The 15,866-nt window shown below is 64.2% G+C and carries 16 protein-coding genes; 10 read left to right on the forward strand and 6 right to left on the reverse strand.

From position 1 onward, the window contains the following. The first annotated feature begins 43 nt into the window (after positions 1-43). The 7 genes from EOD29_RS15130 to EOD29_RS15160 all read left to right on the forward strand — a co-directional run bounded on the left by EOD29_RS15130 (position 44) and on the right by EOD29_RS15160 (position 5,664). Positions 44-910, forward strand: a complete 867-nt coding sequence (locus EOD29_RS15130) for an SDR family oxidoreductase (RefSeq protein WP_127247103.1) — start codon at positions 44-46, stop codon at positions 908-910. A gap of 25 nt (positions 911-935) precedes the next feature. After that, positions 936-1,127, forward strand: coding sequence for a twin transmembrane helix small protein (locus tag EOD29_RS15135; protein WP_127240566.1), 192 nt, complete (start codon positions 936-938; stop codon positions 1,125-1,127). 18 nt (positions 1,128-1,145) lie between these two features. Continuing rightward, positions 1,146-1,727 (forward strand): cob(I)yrinic acid a,c-diamide adenosyltransferase, encoded by a 582-nt coding sequence (locus tag EOD29_RS15140; RefSeq protein WP_127247104.1) that lies wholly within the window; start codon positions 1,146-1,148, stop codon positions 1,725-1,727. Positions 1,728-1,752: 25 nt separating this feature from the next. Continuing rightward, a complete protein-coding gene (locus EOD29_RS15145) occupies positions 1,753-2,562 on the forward strand; it encodes a rhomboid family intramembrane serine protease (protein WP_127247105.1) in 810 nt (269 codons plus the stop codon). A gap of 248 nt (positions 2,563-2,810) precedes the next feature. Continuing rightward, on the forward strand, positions 2,811-3,560 hold the full coding sequence (locus EOD29_RS15150) for an electron transfer flavoprotein subunit beta/FixA family protein (protein ID WP_127216820.1): 750 nt from the start codon (positions 2,811-2,813) through the stop codon (positions 3,558-3,560). 24 nt (positions 3,561-3,584) lie between these two features. After that, positions 3,585-4,514: an electron transfer flavoprotein subunit alpha/FixB family protein gene (locus tag EOD29_RS15155; protein WP_095799913.1), complete on the forward strand. Its 930-nt coding sequence runs from the start codon at positions 3,585-3,587 to the stop codon at positions 4,512-4,514. A gap of 271 nt (positions 4,515-4,785) precedes the next feature. Then, complete coding sequence (locus tag EOD29_RS15160; protein ID WP_066990182.1) at positions 4,786-5,664, forward strand: 3-hydroxybutyryl-CoA dehydrogenase; 879 nt, start codon at positions 4,786-4,788, stop codon at positions 5,662-5,664. 31 nt (positions 5,665-5,695) lie between these two features. On the opposite strand, the gene EOD29_RS15165 is transcribed toward EOD29_RS15160, so the two are convergent. The 3 genes from EOD29_RS15165 to EOD29_RS15175 all read right to left on the reverse strand — a co-directional run bounded on the left by EOD29_RS15165 (position 5,696) and on the right by EOD29_RS15175 (position 8,973). After that, positions 5,696-7,576, reverse strand: a complete 1,881-nt coding sequence (locus tag EOD29_RS15165) for a PAS domain S-box protein (protein ID WP_245475351.1) — start codon at positions 7,574-7,576, stop codon at positions 5,696-5,698. Positions 7,577-7,796: 220 nt separating this feature from the next. Beyond that, positions 7,797-8,435, reverse strand: coding sequence for an NrsF family protein (locus EOD29_RS15170; protein ID WP_127247106.1), 639 nt, complete (start codon positions 8,433-8,435; stop codon positions 7,797-7,799). Position 8,436: 1 nt separating this feature from the next. Then, the gene (locus EOD29_RS15175) at positions 8,437-8,973 is read right to left on the reverse strand and encodes a sigma-70 family RNA polymerase sigma factor (RefSeq protein WP_067319094.1); all 537 of its coding nucleotides are present in this window, start codon (positions 8,971-8,973) and stop codon (positions 8,437-8,439) included. A 205-nt stretch (positions 8,974-9,178) separates the two neighbouring features. Here EOD29_RS15175 and EOD29_RS15180 point away from each other — a divergent pair, with 205 nt between their 5' ends. The 3 genes from EOD29_RS15180 (at position 9,179) to EOD29_RS15190 (ending at position 12,998) form a co-directional block, all read left to right on the forward strand. Next, positions 9,179-10,186: an iron ABC transporter substrate-binding protein gene (locus EOD29_RS15180; RefSeq protein WP_127247107.1), complete on the forward strand. Its 1,008-nt coding sequence runs from the start codon at positions 9,179-9,181 to the stop codon at positions 10,184-10,186. Positions 10,187-10,347: 161 nt separating this feature from the next. Further along, positions 10,348-11,919 carry an iron ABC transporter permease gene (locus EOD29_RS15185; protein WP_127247108.1) on the forward strand — a complete coding sequence of 524 codons (1,572 nt, stop codon included), beginning with the start codon at positions 10,348-10,350 and terminating at the stop codon, positions 11,917-11,919. Then, a complete protein-coding gene (locus EOD29_RS15190; protein ID WP_067319100.1) occupies positions 11,916-12,998 on the forward strand; it encodes an ABC transporter ATP-binding protein in 1,083 nt (360 codons plus the stop codon). The genes EOD29_RS15185 and EOD29_RS15190 overlap by 4 nt, the downstream gene beginning before the upstream one ends. A gap of 7 nt (positions 12,999-13,005) precedes the next feature. Here the strand turns inward: EOD29_RS15190 and EOD29_RS15195 are convergent, their stop codons facing one another. The 3 genes from EOD29_RS15195 to ugpA are packed head-to-tail and all read right to left on the reverse strand — an operon-like array spanning position 13,006 to position 15,836. After that, the gene (locus tag EOD29_RS15195) at positions 13,006-14,088 is read right to left on the reverse strand and encodes a sn-glycerol-3-phosphate import ATP-binding protein UgpC (RefSeq protein ID WP_127247109.1); all 1,083 of its coding nucleotides are present in this window, start codon (positions 14,086-14,088) and stop codon (positions 13,006-13,008) included. Between the two features lie 6 nt (positions 14,089-14,094). Continuing rightward, on the reverse strand, positions 14,095-14,943 hold the full coding sequence (gene ugpE / locus EOD29_RS15200) for a sn-glycerol-3-phosphate ABC transporter permease UgpE (RefSeq protein ID WP_067319104.1): 849 nt from the start codon (positions 14,941-14,943) through the stop codon (positions 14,095-14,097). A gap of 8 nt (positions 14,944-14,951) precedes the next feature. Continuing rightward, a complete protein-coding gene (gene ugpA, locus EOD29_RS15205; RefSeq protein ID WP_067319653.1) occupies positions 14,952-15,836 on the reverse strand; it encodes a sn-glycerol-3-phosphate ABC transporter permease UgpA in 885 nt (294 codons plus the stop codon). Positions 15,837-15,866 lie beyond the last annotated feature (30 nt).

The following is a 15,866-nucleotide window of genomic DNA, read 5'->3' on the forward strand; positions in this document are numbered from 1 at the left end:
TCGATTGTGTCGACGCCGCGAATATGGGAAGGGATTGCGGCAAATGGCAACCCCAGGTCCCACAACGTTGCCCACCGCTGAACAGTTGCGCAGCATCATCGTCACCGGCACCTCCTCCGGCATAGGCGCCTATTGCGCGCGGGCATTGAAGGCGGAAGGCTGGCGCGTGTTCGCCACGGCTCGCGCACCGGCCGACATCGCCGCGCTCGAGGCGGAAGGCATCGAAGCCTTCTATCTCGACTATCGTGAGCCTGAGTCCATCGCCGCCCTGGCCGATGCCGTGCTGGAGCGCACGGGCGGCACGCTCGACGCGCTGTTCAACAATGGCGCCTACGCGCAGCCCGGTGCCGTCGAGGACCTGCCGGTCGAAGCGCTGCGCGAGCAGTTCGAAGCCAATTTCTTCGGCTGGCACGACCTGACCCGCCGCGTCGTGCGCGTCATGCGCCGCCAGGGCCACGGCCGCCTCGTCCACTGCTCCTCGATCCTGGGGCTCGCCCCGGTCCGTTTTCGCGGCGCCTATTCGGCGTCGAAACATGCCGTCGAAGGCCTGATGCTTTGCCTGCGCCAGGAGCTCGAAGGCAGCGGCATTCATGTCTCGTTGATCGAGCCGGGGCCGGTGACCTCGAAGATCGCCAGCAACGGCCTGGCATGGTTCTTGAAGAACATCGACGTCGAGAACTCCGTTCACCGCGCCGACTACCAGGCGCAGCTGGCGCGGCTCAAGGCCGGCGGCAGCGTGTCGCGTCTGAAGCCCGGACCTGAGGTGGTCCATGCCGCCTTGCGCCACGCGCTTCTGTCACAGCGCCCGCACCCGCATTATGTGGTAACGGTGCCGGCCAGAATCGGCGTCGCGCTCAAGCGCATCCTGCCGGCCTCTATGCTCTACCGCGTGCTCGCCAGGCGGGCCTGACCGAAACCCAACTGGAGCCAGCCACATGGCAACCGTCTTCAACTTCCTCGCCATTGTCGTCATGGCCGCCGTCGTGTTCGTGCTGATCCGCGGCCTCGTCAACATGATGCGCGGCGGCTCCGGCTTCACCTCCAACAAGCTGATGCAGGCCCGCGTGCTGCTGCAGTTCATAGCTCTGGTGCTGATCATGCTGACCGTCTACTTCACCCGCAAGTAACGGGCCGGGGAGGAGAACGTGGTCAAGCTCAACAAGATCTATACCCGCACCGGAGACGACGGCACCACCGGTCTGGGCGGCGGCGAGCGGCGCCTGAAGTCAGATCTGCGCGTCGAAGCCTACGGGACGGTGGACGAAGCAAATGCCTGCGTCGGCATGGCGCGCGTCCACACCGCAACCGATCATCCGGTGCTCGACGCCATGCTCTCCCGCATCCAGAACGATCTTTTCGACCTCGGCGCCGATCTTGCGGTGCCGGACGACGGCAAACCGCTCGACTACGAGCCGCTGCGCATCGTCGCCGCGCAGACCGGGCGCGTCGAAAAGGACATCGATGCTCTCAACAAGGACCTGCAGCCGCTGAAATCCTTCGTGCTGAACGGCGGCACGCCTGCCGCGGCAGCCCTGCATCTTGCGCGCACCGTAACACGGCGCGCCGAACGCCTCATGGTGGCGCTGGCGCAGGACTCGGCCGAGCACGTCAACCGCGAAGCGCTGAAATACATCAACCGCGTCTCCGACTTCCTGTTCGTCGCCGCCCGGGCGGTCAATGACAACGGAAATGCCGACGTGCTATGGGTTCCCGGCAAGAACCGCTGACAACCGGGTATGGCGGGAGGGTCCGATGTTCATCCCGCTCTACGATACCAACAGGCTCCGCCACATCCGCCTACAATATGTGACGATCGGCCTGATCGCCGCGAATGCCTTGGTCTATCTCGCGACCACGCTTGGCGGCGAGAGCTTCACCAATGCCGCAGTGCTTGGCCTCGGCTTCATCCCCTCTGTCGTCCATGACAAGGTGGAGCTGTCGCCCGAATTCGTCGTCATTCCCGAAAGCCTCAGCTATCTCACCTATTCCTTCCTGCATGCCGACATCTTTCATCTCGGCGGCAACATGCTGTTCCTGTGGGTGTTCGGCGACAATGTCGAGGACGCGCTCGGCCATATCCGCTACCTGATCTTCTACCTCGCCTGCGCGGCGGCGGGCGCTTTCTTTCAAGGTTTGGTCGGCTGGGATTCCCAGGTGCCGCTGATCGGCGCCTCCGGCGCCATCGCCGGCGTGGTTGCGGCCTATCTGATCCTCTATCCGAGAGTTAAGGTGTGGGTATTGGCCTTTGCGCGCATTCCCCTGCGCATCCCCGCCTTCATCCCGCTCGTCCTTTGGATCCTGTTCCAGCTCGTGATGTTTGCCGCCGGCGGAGAGGATCAGATTTCCTGGGCCTGCCACATCGGCGGCATCATTGGCGGCGCCGTTCTCGTCCTGGTGCTGCGCAGCCGCGGCGTGCCGCTGCTTGCCGGCGCAGACGGCGAGCCGGACCCGACGCCGAAGGTCCAGAACGTCCCTCTCCCGATCGAGCCCGGACCAGCGCCCGAGGCGCCGGCACAGCCGGCGCCTCGATGGGGCCGCGGCGCGGCGTCGCCGCCAGACTGAACCGATTTGAGTGCGACGTGCATATTGACGCGCCGGATTGCCGCCACTACGGAACGCCACCACAGAGCATGATCCCGAAAAGTGGGAACCGCTTTTCGGAACGATCATGCTCAACCGAAACATCGGGGTGGAACTGCTTCTTGGCCGTTGGAGACCAGAATTCCGCCCGGAATGTCGGCTTTCGACAACTCTGACAAGGCGCACACTGCTATAGCGCGCCCGACTATCTCAGGAGAGGTGACAGGAAAATGAAGATCCTTGTGCCCGTGAAGCGGGTTGTGGACGCGAACGTCAAGGTCCGGGTCAAGGCCGACGGACTGGGCGTGGAGCTTGCCAACGTCAAGATGGCGATGAACCCGTTCGACGAGATCGCGGTCGAGGAAGCGATCCGGATCAAGGAAGCCGGCAAGGCCGAGGAGATCATCGTCGTCTCGATCGGCCCGCAGCAGGCGCAGGAAACGCTGCGCACCGCGCTCGCCATGGGCGCTGATCGCGCTATCCTGGTCAAGACCGACGAGCAGACCGAGCCGCTGGGTGTCGCCAAGGTGTTGAAGGGCGTCGTCGAGGCCGAGAAGCCCGGCCTCGTCATCCTCGGCAAGCAGGCGATCGACGACGACAGCAATCAGACCGGCCAGATGCTGGCGGCGCTGCTCGGCTGGGCGCAAGGCACCTTCGCCTCCAGGATCGAGCTCGCCGGCGATCATGCCAAGGTGACGCGCGAAGTTGACGGCGGCCTGCAGACGGTTGAGCTGAAAATGCCGGCGATCGTGACCGCCGACCTTCGCTTGAACCAGCCGCGCTATGCATCGCTGCCCAACATCATGAAGGCCAAGAAGAAGCCGCTCGACGAGAAGAGCCCGGCCGACTACGGCGCCGACGTCAAGCCGCGCCTGAAGGTGATCAAGACCGAGGAGCCCGGCGGCCGCAAGGCGGGCGTCAAGGTCAACAGCGTCGCCGAGCTGGTCGAGAAGCTCAAGAACGAAGCCGGCGTGCTCTAAAGCGGTCAGGAAAGGAACAGGAAAATGGCAATTCTCCTCATCGCCGAACACGACAACGCAAGCCTTTCCGACCAGACCGCCAAGGCGCTCGCGGCGGCCCTGCAGATCGGCTCGGATGTCGATGTGCTGGTCGCCGGCAAAGGCGCCAAGGCGGCAAGCGACGCGGCCGCCAAGCTGAAGGGTGTTCGCAAAGTCCTGCTGGCCGAGGCCGACGAGCTCTCCGAACGCCTGGCGGAGCCGCTGGCCGCACTCGTCGTCTCGCTCGCCGGCTCCTATGACGCGATCGTCGCCCCCGCGACCTCAGCGGGCAAGAACGTCGCGCCGCGCGTGGCGGCCCTGCTCGACGTCGCGCAGGTCTCCGAGATCATCGAGGTGGTCACGCCCGACACCTTCAAGCGGCCGATCTATGCCGGCAACGCCATCCAGACCGTGCAGTCGACCGACGCCAAGAAGGTGATCACGGTGCGCACCGCCTCCTTCCAAGGGGCGCCCGAGGGCGGCTCGGCCCCGGTCGAGACGGTGAACGCCGCCGCCAATCCCGGCCTCTCCTCCTTCGTCGAGAACAAGCTCTCCGAAAACGACCGTCCCGAGTTGACCTCGGCCAAGATCATCATTTCGGGTGGCCGTGCTCTCGGCTCGTCGGAGAAGTTCCAGGAAGTCATCCTGCCGGTCGCCGACAAGCTCGGCGCCGCTGTCGGTGCCTCTCGCGCAGCGGTCGATGCGGGCTATGCCCCCAATGACTGGCAGGTCGGCCAGACCGGCAAGGTGGTCGCCCCCGATCTCTACATTGCCGTCGGCATCTCGGGCGCCATCCAGCATCTTGCCGGCATGAAGGATTCCAAGGTCATCGTCGCCATCAACAAGGACGAGGAAGCGCCGATCTTCCAGGTTGCCGACTACGGTCTCGTCGGCGATCTCTTCGTCATCCTGCCGGAGCTGCAAAAGGCGCTTTGACGCTTTCTGCTCTGGCATATTAAAATCGGAAGGGTGGGGTAGACGAAGTCGCCCCGCCCTTTTAGTTTGCACTGCACAAAAAGCAGGCCGGTAAAGGCTTGCGCAATTCCAGGAAAAGTCCGTACGGTTTTCCCTCCGGAATTGCGATAAACAAAAAAGGCAATTCCAGGAAAGTGCCGAGCCACTTTGCGTCCGGAATTGCGGGAAACAAAGAGAAGGGAGCGCTTCCGTGCCTCGCAGAAGCGGAAATGCTCCAGACGGGATTGGGGTAATGAGCAAGATCGAGACGATCGGCATTGTCGGCGCAGGTCAAATGGGGGGCGGTATCGCCCACGTCTCGGCGCTGGCCGGCTACAAGGTCCTGATCCACGACATCTCGCCCGACCGGGTCGAGAAGGGCATCGCCACGATCAGCGGCAACATGGCCCGTCAGGTCGGTTCGGGAAAGCTCGAGGAGAAGGCGCGCAACGAGGCGATGGCCCGCATCTCATCGGCGTCCGCCATGGCCGATCTTGCCGCCGCCGACCTCGTCATCGAGGCGGCGACCGAGGATGAGACGGTCAAGCGCAAGATCTACGCCCAACTCTGCCCGCAGCTCAATCCGGAGGCGATTCTCGCGACCAACACCTCCTCGATCTCGATCACCCGGCTCGCCGCGCAGACCGACCGGCCTGAGCGCTTCATCGGCATACATTTCATGAACCCGGTGCCGGTGATGAAGCTGGTCGAGCTGGTGCGCGGCATCGCCACCGAGGACCAGACGTTCGAGGCCGCCAAGACCTTCGTGAACCGGCTCGACAAGACGATAACCGTTTCGGAGGATTTCCCGGCCTTCATCGTCAACCGCATCCTGTTGCCCATGATCAACGAGGCGATCTACACGCTCTATGAGGGCGTCGGCACGGTGGACGCCATCGACACCGCCATGCGGCTCGGCGCCAACCATCCGATGGGGCCGCTGCAGCTGGCCGACTTCATCGGTCTCGACACCTGCCTGTCGATCATGCAGGTGCTGCATGAGGGCCTATCGGATTCCAAGTATCGCCCCTGCCCGCTGCTGGTTAAATATGTCGAGGCCGGCTGGCTCGGCCGCAAGACCGGCCGCGGCTTCTACGACTATCGCGGCGACCATCCGGTGCCGACGCGCTGAGCCCCACGACTGAACGCTCACTGCGCGGCGTTCAGGATGCCGCGGCAAGCGGCAGGGGCTCTGCCTCGTCCTTCGAAACTTCATCGGGTGCTGCCGAAACGCAGCCGCGGCCGGCCGCCTTGGCGGCATAGCAGGCGGCATCGGCGCGGGCGATGATCTCGTCCACCTCGCCGCAGCTGGCGCGGATCGGCGCAAGCCCGATGCTGGCGGCGATCGAATGCGGACGACCGTCCCAGCTGAAGCCCAGGTTGCGGATGGCTTCGATGATGCAACGCGCCGCGACCGTCGCTCGCGCCGGCGCGCCCGATTTCAGTATGACCGCGAACTCGTCGCCGCCGAGACGGGCGACGATATCTTCCGGACCGAGCACGTTGCGGATGGCGTCGGCGACGCGCTTCAGCAGCGCATCGCCCGCCGCGTGGCCGCCAGTGTCGTTGACCGCCTTGAAGTGGTCGAGGTCGACGAACATGAACTGATGCTCGCCGCCATTCAACCGGCACCGATCGACCAGCTCCTCCATCGTGCGGATGAAGCTTGGGCGGTTGGCGAGCCCGGTCAGCGCGTCATGGGCCGCGGCATAAGCGAGCTGGCGCTGCAGGGCGCGCGCGTCGGTGAAATCCTGGAAGACGATGACCAACCCGCAGAACTCGTCGTGGTCGTTCATAATCGGCGACACCATTTGGCGGATGCTGCAGCGCGTGTCGTCGCGCCTGATGAGCACGGCGCGGGCGTTCTGATCGCAATGATGGCGGTCGGCGGCCGAAGGTCGTGTCAGGCCGATCCTCTGCCCGGTTTCCTCGTCGACCGCCCAGTAGACATCGCCGAGCACCTTGCCAAGCGCCTCGCCGCTGGCAATGCCGGTGAGCTTTTCGGCGACCGGATTCATGAAGCTGACGCGGTTCGCGGCATCGGTGCAGATCACCGCGTCGCCGATCGACTGCAGCGTCACCCTGAGCCGCTCCTTTTCGTCGGCGAGCATCGCCGCCGAGACCTTGCGCCGTTCTTCGGCCTCCTTGCGCTCCGTGATATCGGTCAAGCTGCCGATCGCCCGGATCAGCCGGCCCTCGCCGTCGCGTTCGATCGCCTTGCCGCGGTCGAGGATCCAGACCCAATGGCCGTCCTTGTGGCGCATCCGGAACTCGGCCTCGAAGAAGGCCGTCTCGCCGTCAAGATGCGCCCGGTCCGCCTCGGCGACGATTTGGCGGTCGTCTGGGTGGATCATCGTCAGCCAGCGGTCGGGGTCGCCGTCCAGCTCGCCATCGTCATAGCCCAGCATTCTGACCCAGGTTTCGGAGTAAGTCGTGCCGCCCTTGCGCATGTCGAGGCTCCAGACGCCTTGTCCGGCGCTGGTCAGCGCGAAATTCCAACGCGTCTCGGCTTCGGCGATGCGCGCTTCGGCCTGCTTGCGCGCATCGATGTCCTCGATCTGCGACACAAGATAGAGCGGCTTGCCGGTCTCGTCTTCGCGAATGACCGAGCCCGCAAGCTGCGCCCAGACCGGAGTGCCGTCCTTCTTGAGGTAGCGCTTCTCGAAATGAAAGGAATCGATCTTTCCTTCTTTCAGCGCGATCATCGTCTCACGGCCGATCTGCAGGTCGTCGGGATGCGTGATCTGCAAGAAGGTCAGCGCCTCGATTTCCGCCCGGCTGTAGCCGAGCATGGCCGCGAAGGCGGGATTGGTCTGAAGGATGCGGCCGTCGAGGCCGACGATGGCGACGCCGATCGCCGAATCTTCCATCGCGCGGCGAAAGCGCTGCTCGCTTTCGGCAATCTGCCGGCGGTCGTCGATGATCCTGCGGATGAACAGCGCCGAGACAAAGAGCGTCACGGCGGTGACGGCGACCGATATCTGCAGGCAGAACTTCAGCCCGTCCGCGCCGAGCTCCAATGCCGGCAACAGGACCGATGCCATCAGGGTGACAAGCCCTGCCGCCATCAAGGCGAGCACAGCTTGCTTGCCGGCCCGCGGACCTCTCCAACTCAACCACGCCACAATGCGATCCCACCCCATGCGCAACTGCACGCCGCCACAAACCTGGCGGATCGATTTTAAGGAATGGTTGTAAGCTGCGGCGACCACACCGCTAACCGGCAAAGCAATTGCCGGCATGATTAAGGATCGGTGTGTAATCCTACCAGCGGACGAAAAACCGTCCGCCAAGCGCGCCGAGTGCGGTGAGGAAAGCGATCGCGATCGTGTACCAGGTGGCGACGAACAGCGGCGAATCGTCGAAGCAATGTGCGGCATAGAAGGTCGCCGCCACGCCGCCCGCGAGCAGGCCCGCGACCGCGCCGGCCAGCACCGGCCGCGTCGGCGCGCCATAGCGCAGCATGCCGAGGAAGATCGCCAGGGGACCGATGCCGATCAACGGGATGAAGCTCATGCAGATCATCATGTTGGTACCCACGAGCCGCCTGCCCCAGTCCGCCTCGGGCACGACGAAAAGCTCCAGGATGACCGCGATCACGACGAGCGCGGGCGCGACGAGCATCCATAGTTTCGCTCGCCTGCTCGCCGCACCGGGCGCCGACAGCGCTCGGATCAGAGCGAATGCGCTGGTCGTGAGCGCCAAGGTGAAGACGAACTTCGATATGAAGCGCATCGTATGCATGGCCGGCATGATGTCCGGGCGCGGACCGATAGTCATGAAAAAGACCATCGCCGCGACCGCAACCGCCACGCCGACGGCCAGCCACCAGGCGAGGCTAAGCGGCATCGCCTTGTTGCGGGCATCGGCGTCGAGCGCCTTTATGAGGTCCTCGGTTCTCATGTCACTGTCGTCCGAACCTTTTGGCGATCGCGGCAAGGCCGCGATGCAGCGACACGCGCACCGCCGTCTCGCTGATGCCGAGCTTGACCGCCGTTTCGCCGATCGAATGGCCGTCGACCGAGATCGAGGAAACCACGGAACGCTGCGAGGGCGGCAAGCCATCCAGGGCCCGGTTTATGTCGCGCTCGCTCACCGTCTCCGCTTCCGGCTCGGCGAACGTCTCTGCGATCTCGTCGATCTCGACCTCGATGCGACGGCCGCGCCTGCGGAATGCATCGATCAGCTTGAAGCGGGCGATCGCATAGACCCATGGCAGCACCGGCGCGTCTTCTCGCCACGTGTGCCTTTTGACGTGAATGGCCAGCAAGGTTTCCTGCACGACATCCTCGGGGTCGACCCCGCCCTGGACGATCTTGCGCCGGACGAAGCCACGAACGAGAGCGGCTATCCGGTGAAGAAAGTCGGCGTAAGCCCTTTCGTCTCCCGCGATCGCGGCCCTGAGCAGCCGGGAAAGCTCGGCCTCGTCCTTGCCGGTCACAAGAGTTTACCCCCGATGTTCGCGTCTCGGCCCTGGTTTGTTACGTGTCCGGCGAAATAATGTCCAAGCCAAAGTACCGGAAAATCACGAAAGTTTGCGGCACGGCGACCGATTGAAGCAGGGTCGGAATGTTGACTATCCTAATCAGGTATTGATAGGTGCGTCTGAGCCCGAACCCCTGTCTCCAGATTTGAGGACGATGCCCATGAAAACTGCCTTTTCCACTCTTGCCGGCGCCGCCGCGCTGGCGCTCGGCCTGATCGCCGGACCGGCCATGGCGGAGGATGCGGGCATCGTCGTCTACAATGCCCAGCATGAGAGCCTGGCCAAGGAATGGGCGAAAGGCTTCACCAAGGAAACCGGCATCAAGGTCACGCTGCGCAACGGCGGCGACAGCGATTTCTCCAACCAGATCGTCGCCGAGGGTGCTGCCTCGCCGGCCGACGTGTTCCTGACAGAAAATTCGCCTGCAATGGCGCTGGTCGAGGCGGCCGGCCTGTTCGCGCCGGTGGATGCCGACACCCTCGCTCAGGTTCCGCAGGAATACCAGCCTTCGAGCGGCAAATGGGTGGGCGTCGCCGCGCGCAGCACCGTTTTTGCCTACAACAAGGACAAGCTCAAGGAAGACCAGCTGCCCAAGTCGCTGCTCGACCTTGCCGATCCGAGCTGGAAGGGCCGGTGGGCCGCCTCGCCGTCCGGCGCCGATTTCCAGGCCATAGTCAGCGCGATGCTCGAGCTCAAAGGTGAAGCCGCGACTTCCGACTGGCTGAAGGCGATGAAGCAGAACTTCACCGCCTACAAGGGCAACAATACGGTGATGAAGGCGGTCAATGCCGGCGAGATCGATGGGGGTGTGATCTACCACTACTACTATTTCGGCGACCAGGCGAAGACCGGCGAGAACAGCAAGAATGTCGGCCTGCATTATTTCAAGAACCAGGACCCGGGCGCGTTCGTGTCGATCTCTGGCGGCGGCGTGCTGGCCTCGAGCAAGCATCCGAAGGAAGCCCAGGCTTTCTTGAAGTGGGTCACCGGCAAGGCCGGCCAGGAGGTCTTGAAAACCGGGACCTCTTATGAATACGCGGTCGGCAAGGATGCCATGTCGAACCCGAAGCTCGTGCCGCTGGCCGATCTGCAGGCGCCCAAGATCGATGCGACGCACCTGAACTCGAAGAAGGTCATCGACCTGATGACGCAAGCCGGCTTGCTTTAGTCCGCGTTCGTCCTAAAAGGACAACCGACCGTGCTCCCGCCGGAATTCGCTTTCCGCGGGAGCGCTTTTGTTTTGGAGATGGCCTCGTCGATGACGATCATCTGCGTTTCCGACCGCGTTCGCGGTTCATCAGATCGTCTCCAGGCGGTGCATTCCGGCTGATGTCCGCGATCGACCTCACGCATTCGGGGCCGCCGGCTGCCGCAAGGCAGAGCCGGCGGTCCACGTCGTGGATTACGCTTGCGGCCGCCATCGTCTCGCTGATCGCTCTCCTGCCGCTTGCCTTCATCGTCTGGGTGGGCATCCAGACGGGATGGGACACGGTGGTGGCGCTGATCTTTCGGCCTCGCGTCGGCGCGCTCCTGGTCAACACCATCCTGCTTGTCGTCCTGGCCGTCCCGATCGCCATCGTGCTGTCGGTGGCGCTTGCCTGGCTGACCGAGCGCAGCGACCTTCCCGGCAACCGTTGGTGGTCGTGGCTGTCGGTAGCGCCGCTGGCTATCCCGGCCTTCGTCCACAGTTACGCCTGGATCAGCCTGATCCCCGGCCTGCACGGGCTCTGGGCCGGCGTGCTCGTCTCCGTCATCGCCTATTTCCCGTTTCTCTATCTGCCGATCGCAGCGGCGCTGCGCCGGCTTGACCCGGCGCTGGAAGATGCCGCCGCAGCGCTGGGCCTCGGACCCTGGCGCGTCTTCGCGCGTGTCGTGCTGCCGCAGTTGAGGCTGGCCATCTGCGGCGGTTCGCTGCTGGTTGGCCTGCACCTGCTTGCCGAATACGGGCTTTATGTCTTCATCCGCTTCGATACCTTCACCACCGCGATCGTCGACCAGTTCCAGTCGACCTTCAACGGCGCGGCGGCGAACATGCTCGCCGCCGTGCTGGTCGCCTGCTGCTTCGTGCTGCTTGGCGTGGAGGTGATCGTGCGTGGTGAGGAGCGTTATGCCCGCGTCGGCTCCGGGGCGGCGCGCCAGCAGCAGCGTGTCGCCCTCGGCCGCGCCACGCTGCCTTGCTTGCTGCTGCCCGCCGGGACTGCGCTGCTCACGCTCGGCGTGCCCTTTGTGACCGTCGGCCGCTGGCTGCTTGCCGGTGGCGCCGACGTCTGGCGTTGGGACGAGATCAGCCTGGCGCTCGGCCAGACGCTGGTCCTCGCCGTCGCCGGCGCGCTGCTTGCCACGGTCGCCGCAATGCCCATGGCCTGGATCTCGATCCGTGCGCCCGGCCGCTTGCAGCGCCTGCTCGAGAGCTGCAACTACATCGTCGGCTCGCTGCCGGGTGTGGTCGTCGCGCTGGCGCTGGTGACCATCACCGTACGCATCGCCTTGCCGCTCTATCAGACGCTCTTCACCATCCTTTTCGGCTATGCGCTGATGTTCCTGCCGCGCGCGCTGGTCAGCCTGCGCGCCTCGATCGCCCAGGCGCCGGTGGAACTCGAACGCGCGGCTTCGAGCCTCGGCCGCCCGCCGCTCAGGGCGCTATGGTCGACCACGATCCGGCTGTCGGCGCCGGGCGCGGCGGCCGGGATGGCGATGGTGGCACTCGGCATCACCAATGAATTGACCGCCACGCAGATGCTGGCGCCGAACGGCACCCGCACCCTTGCGATGGCGTTCTGGTCCTACAGCGGCGAGATCGACTACGCCTCGGCCGCCCCTTACGCCTTGATCATGGTGGCGATGTCGCTGCCCATGACCTGGGTGCTCTACGTCCAGTCAAAGCGGATGGCCGGCCGATGAGCTTCCTCGAGCTCCGCGACGTAGCAAAACATTATGGCCCGGTGGCAGCACTTGCCGGCGTCGACCTCACCGTCGAAAGCGGCAGCCGCACCGCGATCGTCGGACCCTCCGGCTGCGGCAAGACCACCTTGCTGAGGCTGATCGCCGGCTTCGAGGCGCCAGACCGCGGCCGCATCGCGCTCGACGGCAAGCTGCTCGCCAATGGCGGGGCCGCGGTGCCGGCGCATCGCCGCGGCATCGGCGTGGTGGCGCAGGACGGCGCCCTCTTCCCGCATCTCACCATCGCCGACAATATCGGCTTCGGCATGCCCCGAAGCGCCGAGAAGCGCGCCGAGCACATTGTCGAGCTCGCCTATATCGTCGGGCTTGACAAGGCGATCCTGAAGCGCCGTCCGCACGAGCTTTCCGGCGGCCAGCAGCAGCGTGTCGCGCTTGCCCGTGCCATGGCGATGAAACCCCGGCTGATGCTGCTCGACGAGCCGTTCTCGGCGCTCGACACCGGCCTCCGGGCCTCGATGCGCAAGGCTGTGGCCGAGCTTCTGGAGGATGCGGGCATCACCACCATCCTGGTCACCCACGATCAGGCCGAGGCGCTGTCCTTCGCCAGCCAGGTGGCCGTCATGCGCGACGGCTTGTTCTCGCAAGTCGGCACGCCGCGCGAGCTCTACTTCCAGCCCAGGGACAGGATGGTTGCCGAGTTCCTCGGCGACGCCATCATCGTGCCGGCCAAGATCGCCGACGGCTTTGCCATATCGCCGCTCGGCCGCATCGCGGTCGACATCACCGAGCGGCGCGACGTCGCCCGTATCATGCTCAGGCCCGAGCAGGTGGTGCTTAAACGAACCTCCCGCGAAGGCATGTCGGGGACGCCGGACATGCTGTTCGGCGAGGTGACGGACTCCGAATTCGCCGGCTCGGTCTGCACCATCGCCGTGCGGCTGCTCAATAGCCCGGATCCGCCGGATGCGGCCGCGATCGGCAACACACCGCTCGTCCTGCGCAAGACCGGCATGGACGTGCCGGAGGTCGGCGAGATCGTGCGCCTCACGGTGACCGGCAAGGCGCATGTGTTTGCCTGAAGCTGAGTCAAGAGGAGGGGCTTACGCTGCCGAGGCGCCTGCCGCCCCGATCGAACCAGTGCAACTTCTCGGCTGTGGCGGTGATGCGCAACTTGTCGCCGGGCTTTGCCGCCGTGCGGCCGCCGACCCGTACCACGATATTATTGCCGGCAGCCGAGCAGTGCAGGAAGGTTTCCGCGCCGACCGGCTCCACGGCCTCGACCGTTGCGGGCAGCATCAGCGCCCCGGATCGGTCCTCGGCATCGGCGACGAGTTCGGCGTCCTCGGGCCTGAAGCCTAGCATTGCCGCCTGCCCGCCGGGCGGGGCAAGCCCAAGCAACTTTCCTTCCAGCTCAGTTGCAGAACTTTCTGTGCTCAGTGAGAGCAGGTTCATCGGCGGCGCGCCAATGAAGGACGCGACGAATGTCGAGGCCGGCTTCTCGTAAATGTCGAGAGGAGCGCCGATCTGCTCGACCAGCCCCGCATTCATGACGACAAGCATGTCGGCTAGCGTCATCGCCTCGAGCTGGTCGTGGGTGACATAGACCGAAGTGACGCCGAGCCTGCGCTGCAGGCTCTTGATCTCGACCCGCATCTGGCCGCGCAGCTTGGCGTCGAGGTTGGAGAGCGGTTCGTCGAACAGGAAGACTTTCGGATTGCGCACGATCGCCCGGCCCATGGCGACGCGCTGTCGCTGGCCGCCGGAAAGCTCGCGAGGGCGCCGGTCGAGCAGTCCCGACAATTCCAGCACCTTGGCAGTTGAACGCACTCTGCTGTCGATCTCGGCTTTCGGCGTGCCGCGATTACGCAGGCCATAGGCCATGTTGTCGTAGACCTTCATATGCGGGTAGAGCGCGTAATTCTGGAAGACCATGGCAATGTCGCGTTCGGTCGGACCGACGGCATTGACGATCTTGCCGTCGATCGCAACCGTTCCGGACGAGATGGTCTCGAGTCCGGCGATCATCCTGAGCAACGTCGATTTGCCGCAGCCGGAGGGACCGACCAGCACGCAAAGCTGCTTGTCCGGAATGGCGATCGAAACGCCTTTCACGGCCTCGACGCCGCCGGCATAGACCTTCCTCACATCATTGAGATCAACCGTCGCCATCGCTCCTCACTTCTCGGATTCGACCAGGCCGCGCACGAACCAGCGCTGCATCAGCACCACGACAAGGATCGGCGGCACGATGGCCAGCATCGCGGTGACCATCACAAGGTGCCACTGGGTATCGGCATCGGCGAAAGAAACCATCTTCTTCAGCGCGATGACGATGGTGTTCATGTCGTTGCTGTTGGTGACCAGCAGCGGCCACAGATATTGCGTCCAGCCATAGATGAAAAGGATGACGAACAGCGCCGCGATGTTGGTGCGCGACAGCGGCAGGAGTATATCGAAGAAGAAGCGCCACGGCCCGGCGCCATCGACGCGCGCCGCCTCGATGAGCTCGCCCGGGATGGTCATGAAGAACTGTCTGAACAACAGCGTGGCCGTGGCCGAGGCGATCAGCGGGATGATCAGACCGGCATAGGTGTCGATCATGCCGAGGTCGACCATCACCTTGTAGGTCGGCAGGATGCGGACCTCGACGGGCAGCATCAGAGTGATGAAGATCAGCCAGAAGAAGGTCATGCGCAGCGGGAAACGAAAGAACACGATGGCATAGGCCGATAGGATCGAGATGAAGATCTTCCCGACCGCGACGCCGAGCGCCATGACCGTCGTGTTGAGAAGAAGCCTGCCGACGCTGACGCCGCCGATGCGCCCGACACCGCCGAACAGGGCCTCGCTGTAATTGTTCCAGAGTTGGTCACCGGGCAGCAGCGGCAGGGGCGGCTTGAGGATCGTCTGCAGCGTCTGTGTCGAGGCCACGAATGTGTAGTAGATGGGAAATGCAACGATCAAAATGCCGAGAATGAGAGCGGCATGGGCGATCAGGACACGCAACGGGGACTGGCCGATCATCGCTTGCCTCAGCCGTAGTGGACCTTGCGTTCCACATAGCGGAACTGGATGGCGGTGAGCGCGATGACGATGACCATCAGGATCACCGACTGCGCCGCCGAGTCGCCGAGGATCAGGTTGACGAAGCCGTCATTGTAGACCTTGTAGACCAACGTCTCGGTGGTCTTGCCCGGTCCGCCGCCGGTGACGGCATGGACGATGCCGAACGTGTCGAACAGGGCATAGACAGTGTTGACGACCAGCAGGAAGAAGGTCGTCGGCGCGAGCAGCGGGAAGATGATGGTCCAGAAACGCTTGGTCTCGCGAGCGCCGTCCATCGCCGCCGCCTCGATCAGCGTCTTCGGCACCGCCTGCAGCCCGGCGACGAAGAACAGGAAATTGTAGCTGATCTGCTTCCATGCTGCGGCGGAAACCAAAAGGATCATGGCGTGACTGCCGTTGAGCAACGGATCCCAGGCTATGCCGAGACTTCTCAGCACGTAGGATAGCGAGCCGATCGAAGGGTTGAACAGGAACAGCCACAACATGCCGGCGATCGCCGGCGCCACCGCATAGGGCCAGATCATCAGTGTGCGGTAGAGCGCTTTCCCGCGCACCACTTTTTCCGCCATTACGGCAAGCAGCAACGCCACTGCCATCGCCACGATTGCGGTCGCAAGCGAAAATACCACCGTTACCTTGATCGAGTTGAGATAGGCCGGATCGGCAAGCACTTTGCGGAAATTGGCAAACCAGACGAACTTGCTCTTCAGCCCGAATGGATCCTGCCTGAGCATGGACTGGTAGAGCGCCTGCCCGGCCGGCCAATAGAAGAAAACCAGTGTTATGGCGAGTTGCGGCGCCACAAGCAGGTAAGGCAGGACTTTGTTGGGGAAAACGACGCGCGGGGTCAGCTTGGTTTCCTCGTCAAGCAAGGATCGCCC

This window comes from Mesorhizobium sp. M1A.T.Ca.IN.004.03.1.1 (genome assembly GCF_003997555.1).
Taxonomy (GTDB): domain Bacteria; phylum Pseudomonadota; class Alphaproteobacteria; order Rhizobiales; family Rhizobiaceae; genus Mesorhizobium.

Coding starts and splice junctions, on each gene's coding strand:
- EOD29_RS15195 (WP_127247109.1), bottom strand. CDS start 14,088: ATGGCGACGGTTGATCTCAATGATGTGAGGAAGGTCTATGCCGGCGGC.
- EOD29_RS15135 (WP_127240566.1), top strand. CDS start 936: ATGGCAACCGTCTTCAACTTCCTCGCCATTGTCGTCATGGCCGCCGTC.
- EOD29_RS15180 (WP_127247107.1), top strand. CDS start 9,179: ATGAAAACTGCCTTTTCCACTCTTGCCGGCGCCGCCGCGCTGGCGCTC.
- EOD29_RS15130 (WP_127247103.1), top strand. CDS start 44: ATGGCAACCCCAGGTCCCACAACGTTGCCCACCGCTGAACAGTTGCGC.
- EOD29_RS15160 (WP_066990182.1), top strand. CDS start 4,786: ATGAGCAAGATCGAGACGATCGGCATTGTCGGCGCAGGTCAAATGGGG.
- EOD29_RS15170 (WP_127247106.1), bottom strand. CDS start 8,435: ATGAGAACCGAGGACCTCATAAAGGCGCTCGACGCCGATGCCCGCAAC.
- EOD29_RS15145 (WP_127247105.1), top strand. CDS start 1,753: ATGTTCATCCCGCTCTACGATACCAACAGGCTCCGCCACATCCGCCTA.
- EOD29_RS15155 (WP_095799913.1), top strand. CDS start 3,585: ATGGCAATTCTCCTCATCGCCGAACACGACAACGCAAGCCTTTCCGAC.
- ugpE (WP_067319104.1), bottom strand. CDS start 14,943: ATGATCGGCCAGTCCCCGTTGCGTGTCCTGATCGCCCATGCCGCTCTC.
- EOD29_RS15165 (WP_245475351.1), bottom strand. CDS start 7,576: ATGGCATCGGTCCTGTTGCCGGCATTGGAGCTCGGCGCGGACGGGCTG.
- EOD29_RS15190 (WP_067319100.1), top strand. CDS start 11,916: ATGAGCTTCCTCGAGCTCCGCGACGTAGCAAAACATTATGGCCCGGTG.
- EOD29_RS15150 (WP_127216820.1), top strand. CDS start 2,811: ATGAAGATCCTTGTGCCCGTGAAGCGGGTTGTGGACGCGAACGTCAAG.
- EOD29_RS15185 (WP_127247108.1), top strand. CDS start 10,348: ATGTCCGCGATCGACCTCACGCATTCGGGGCCGCCGGCTGCCGCAAGG.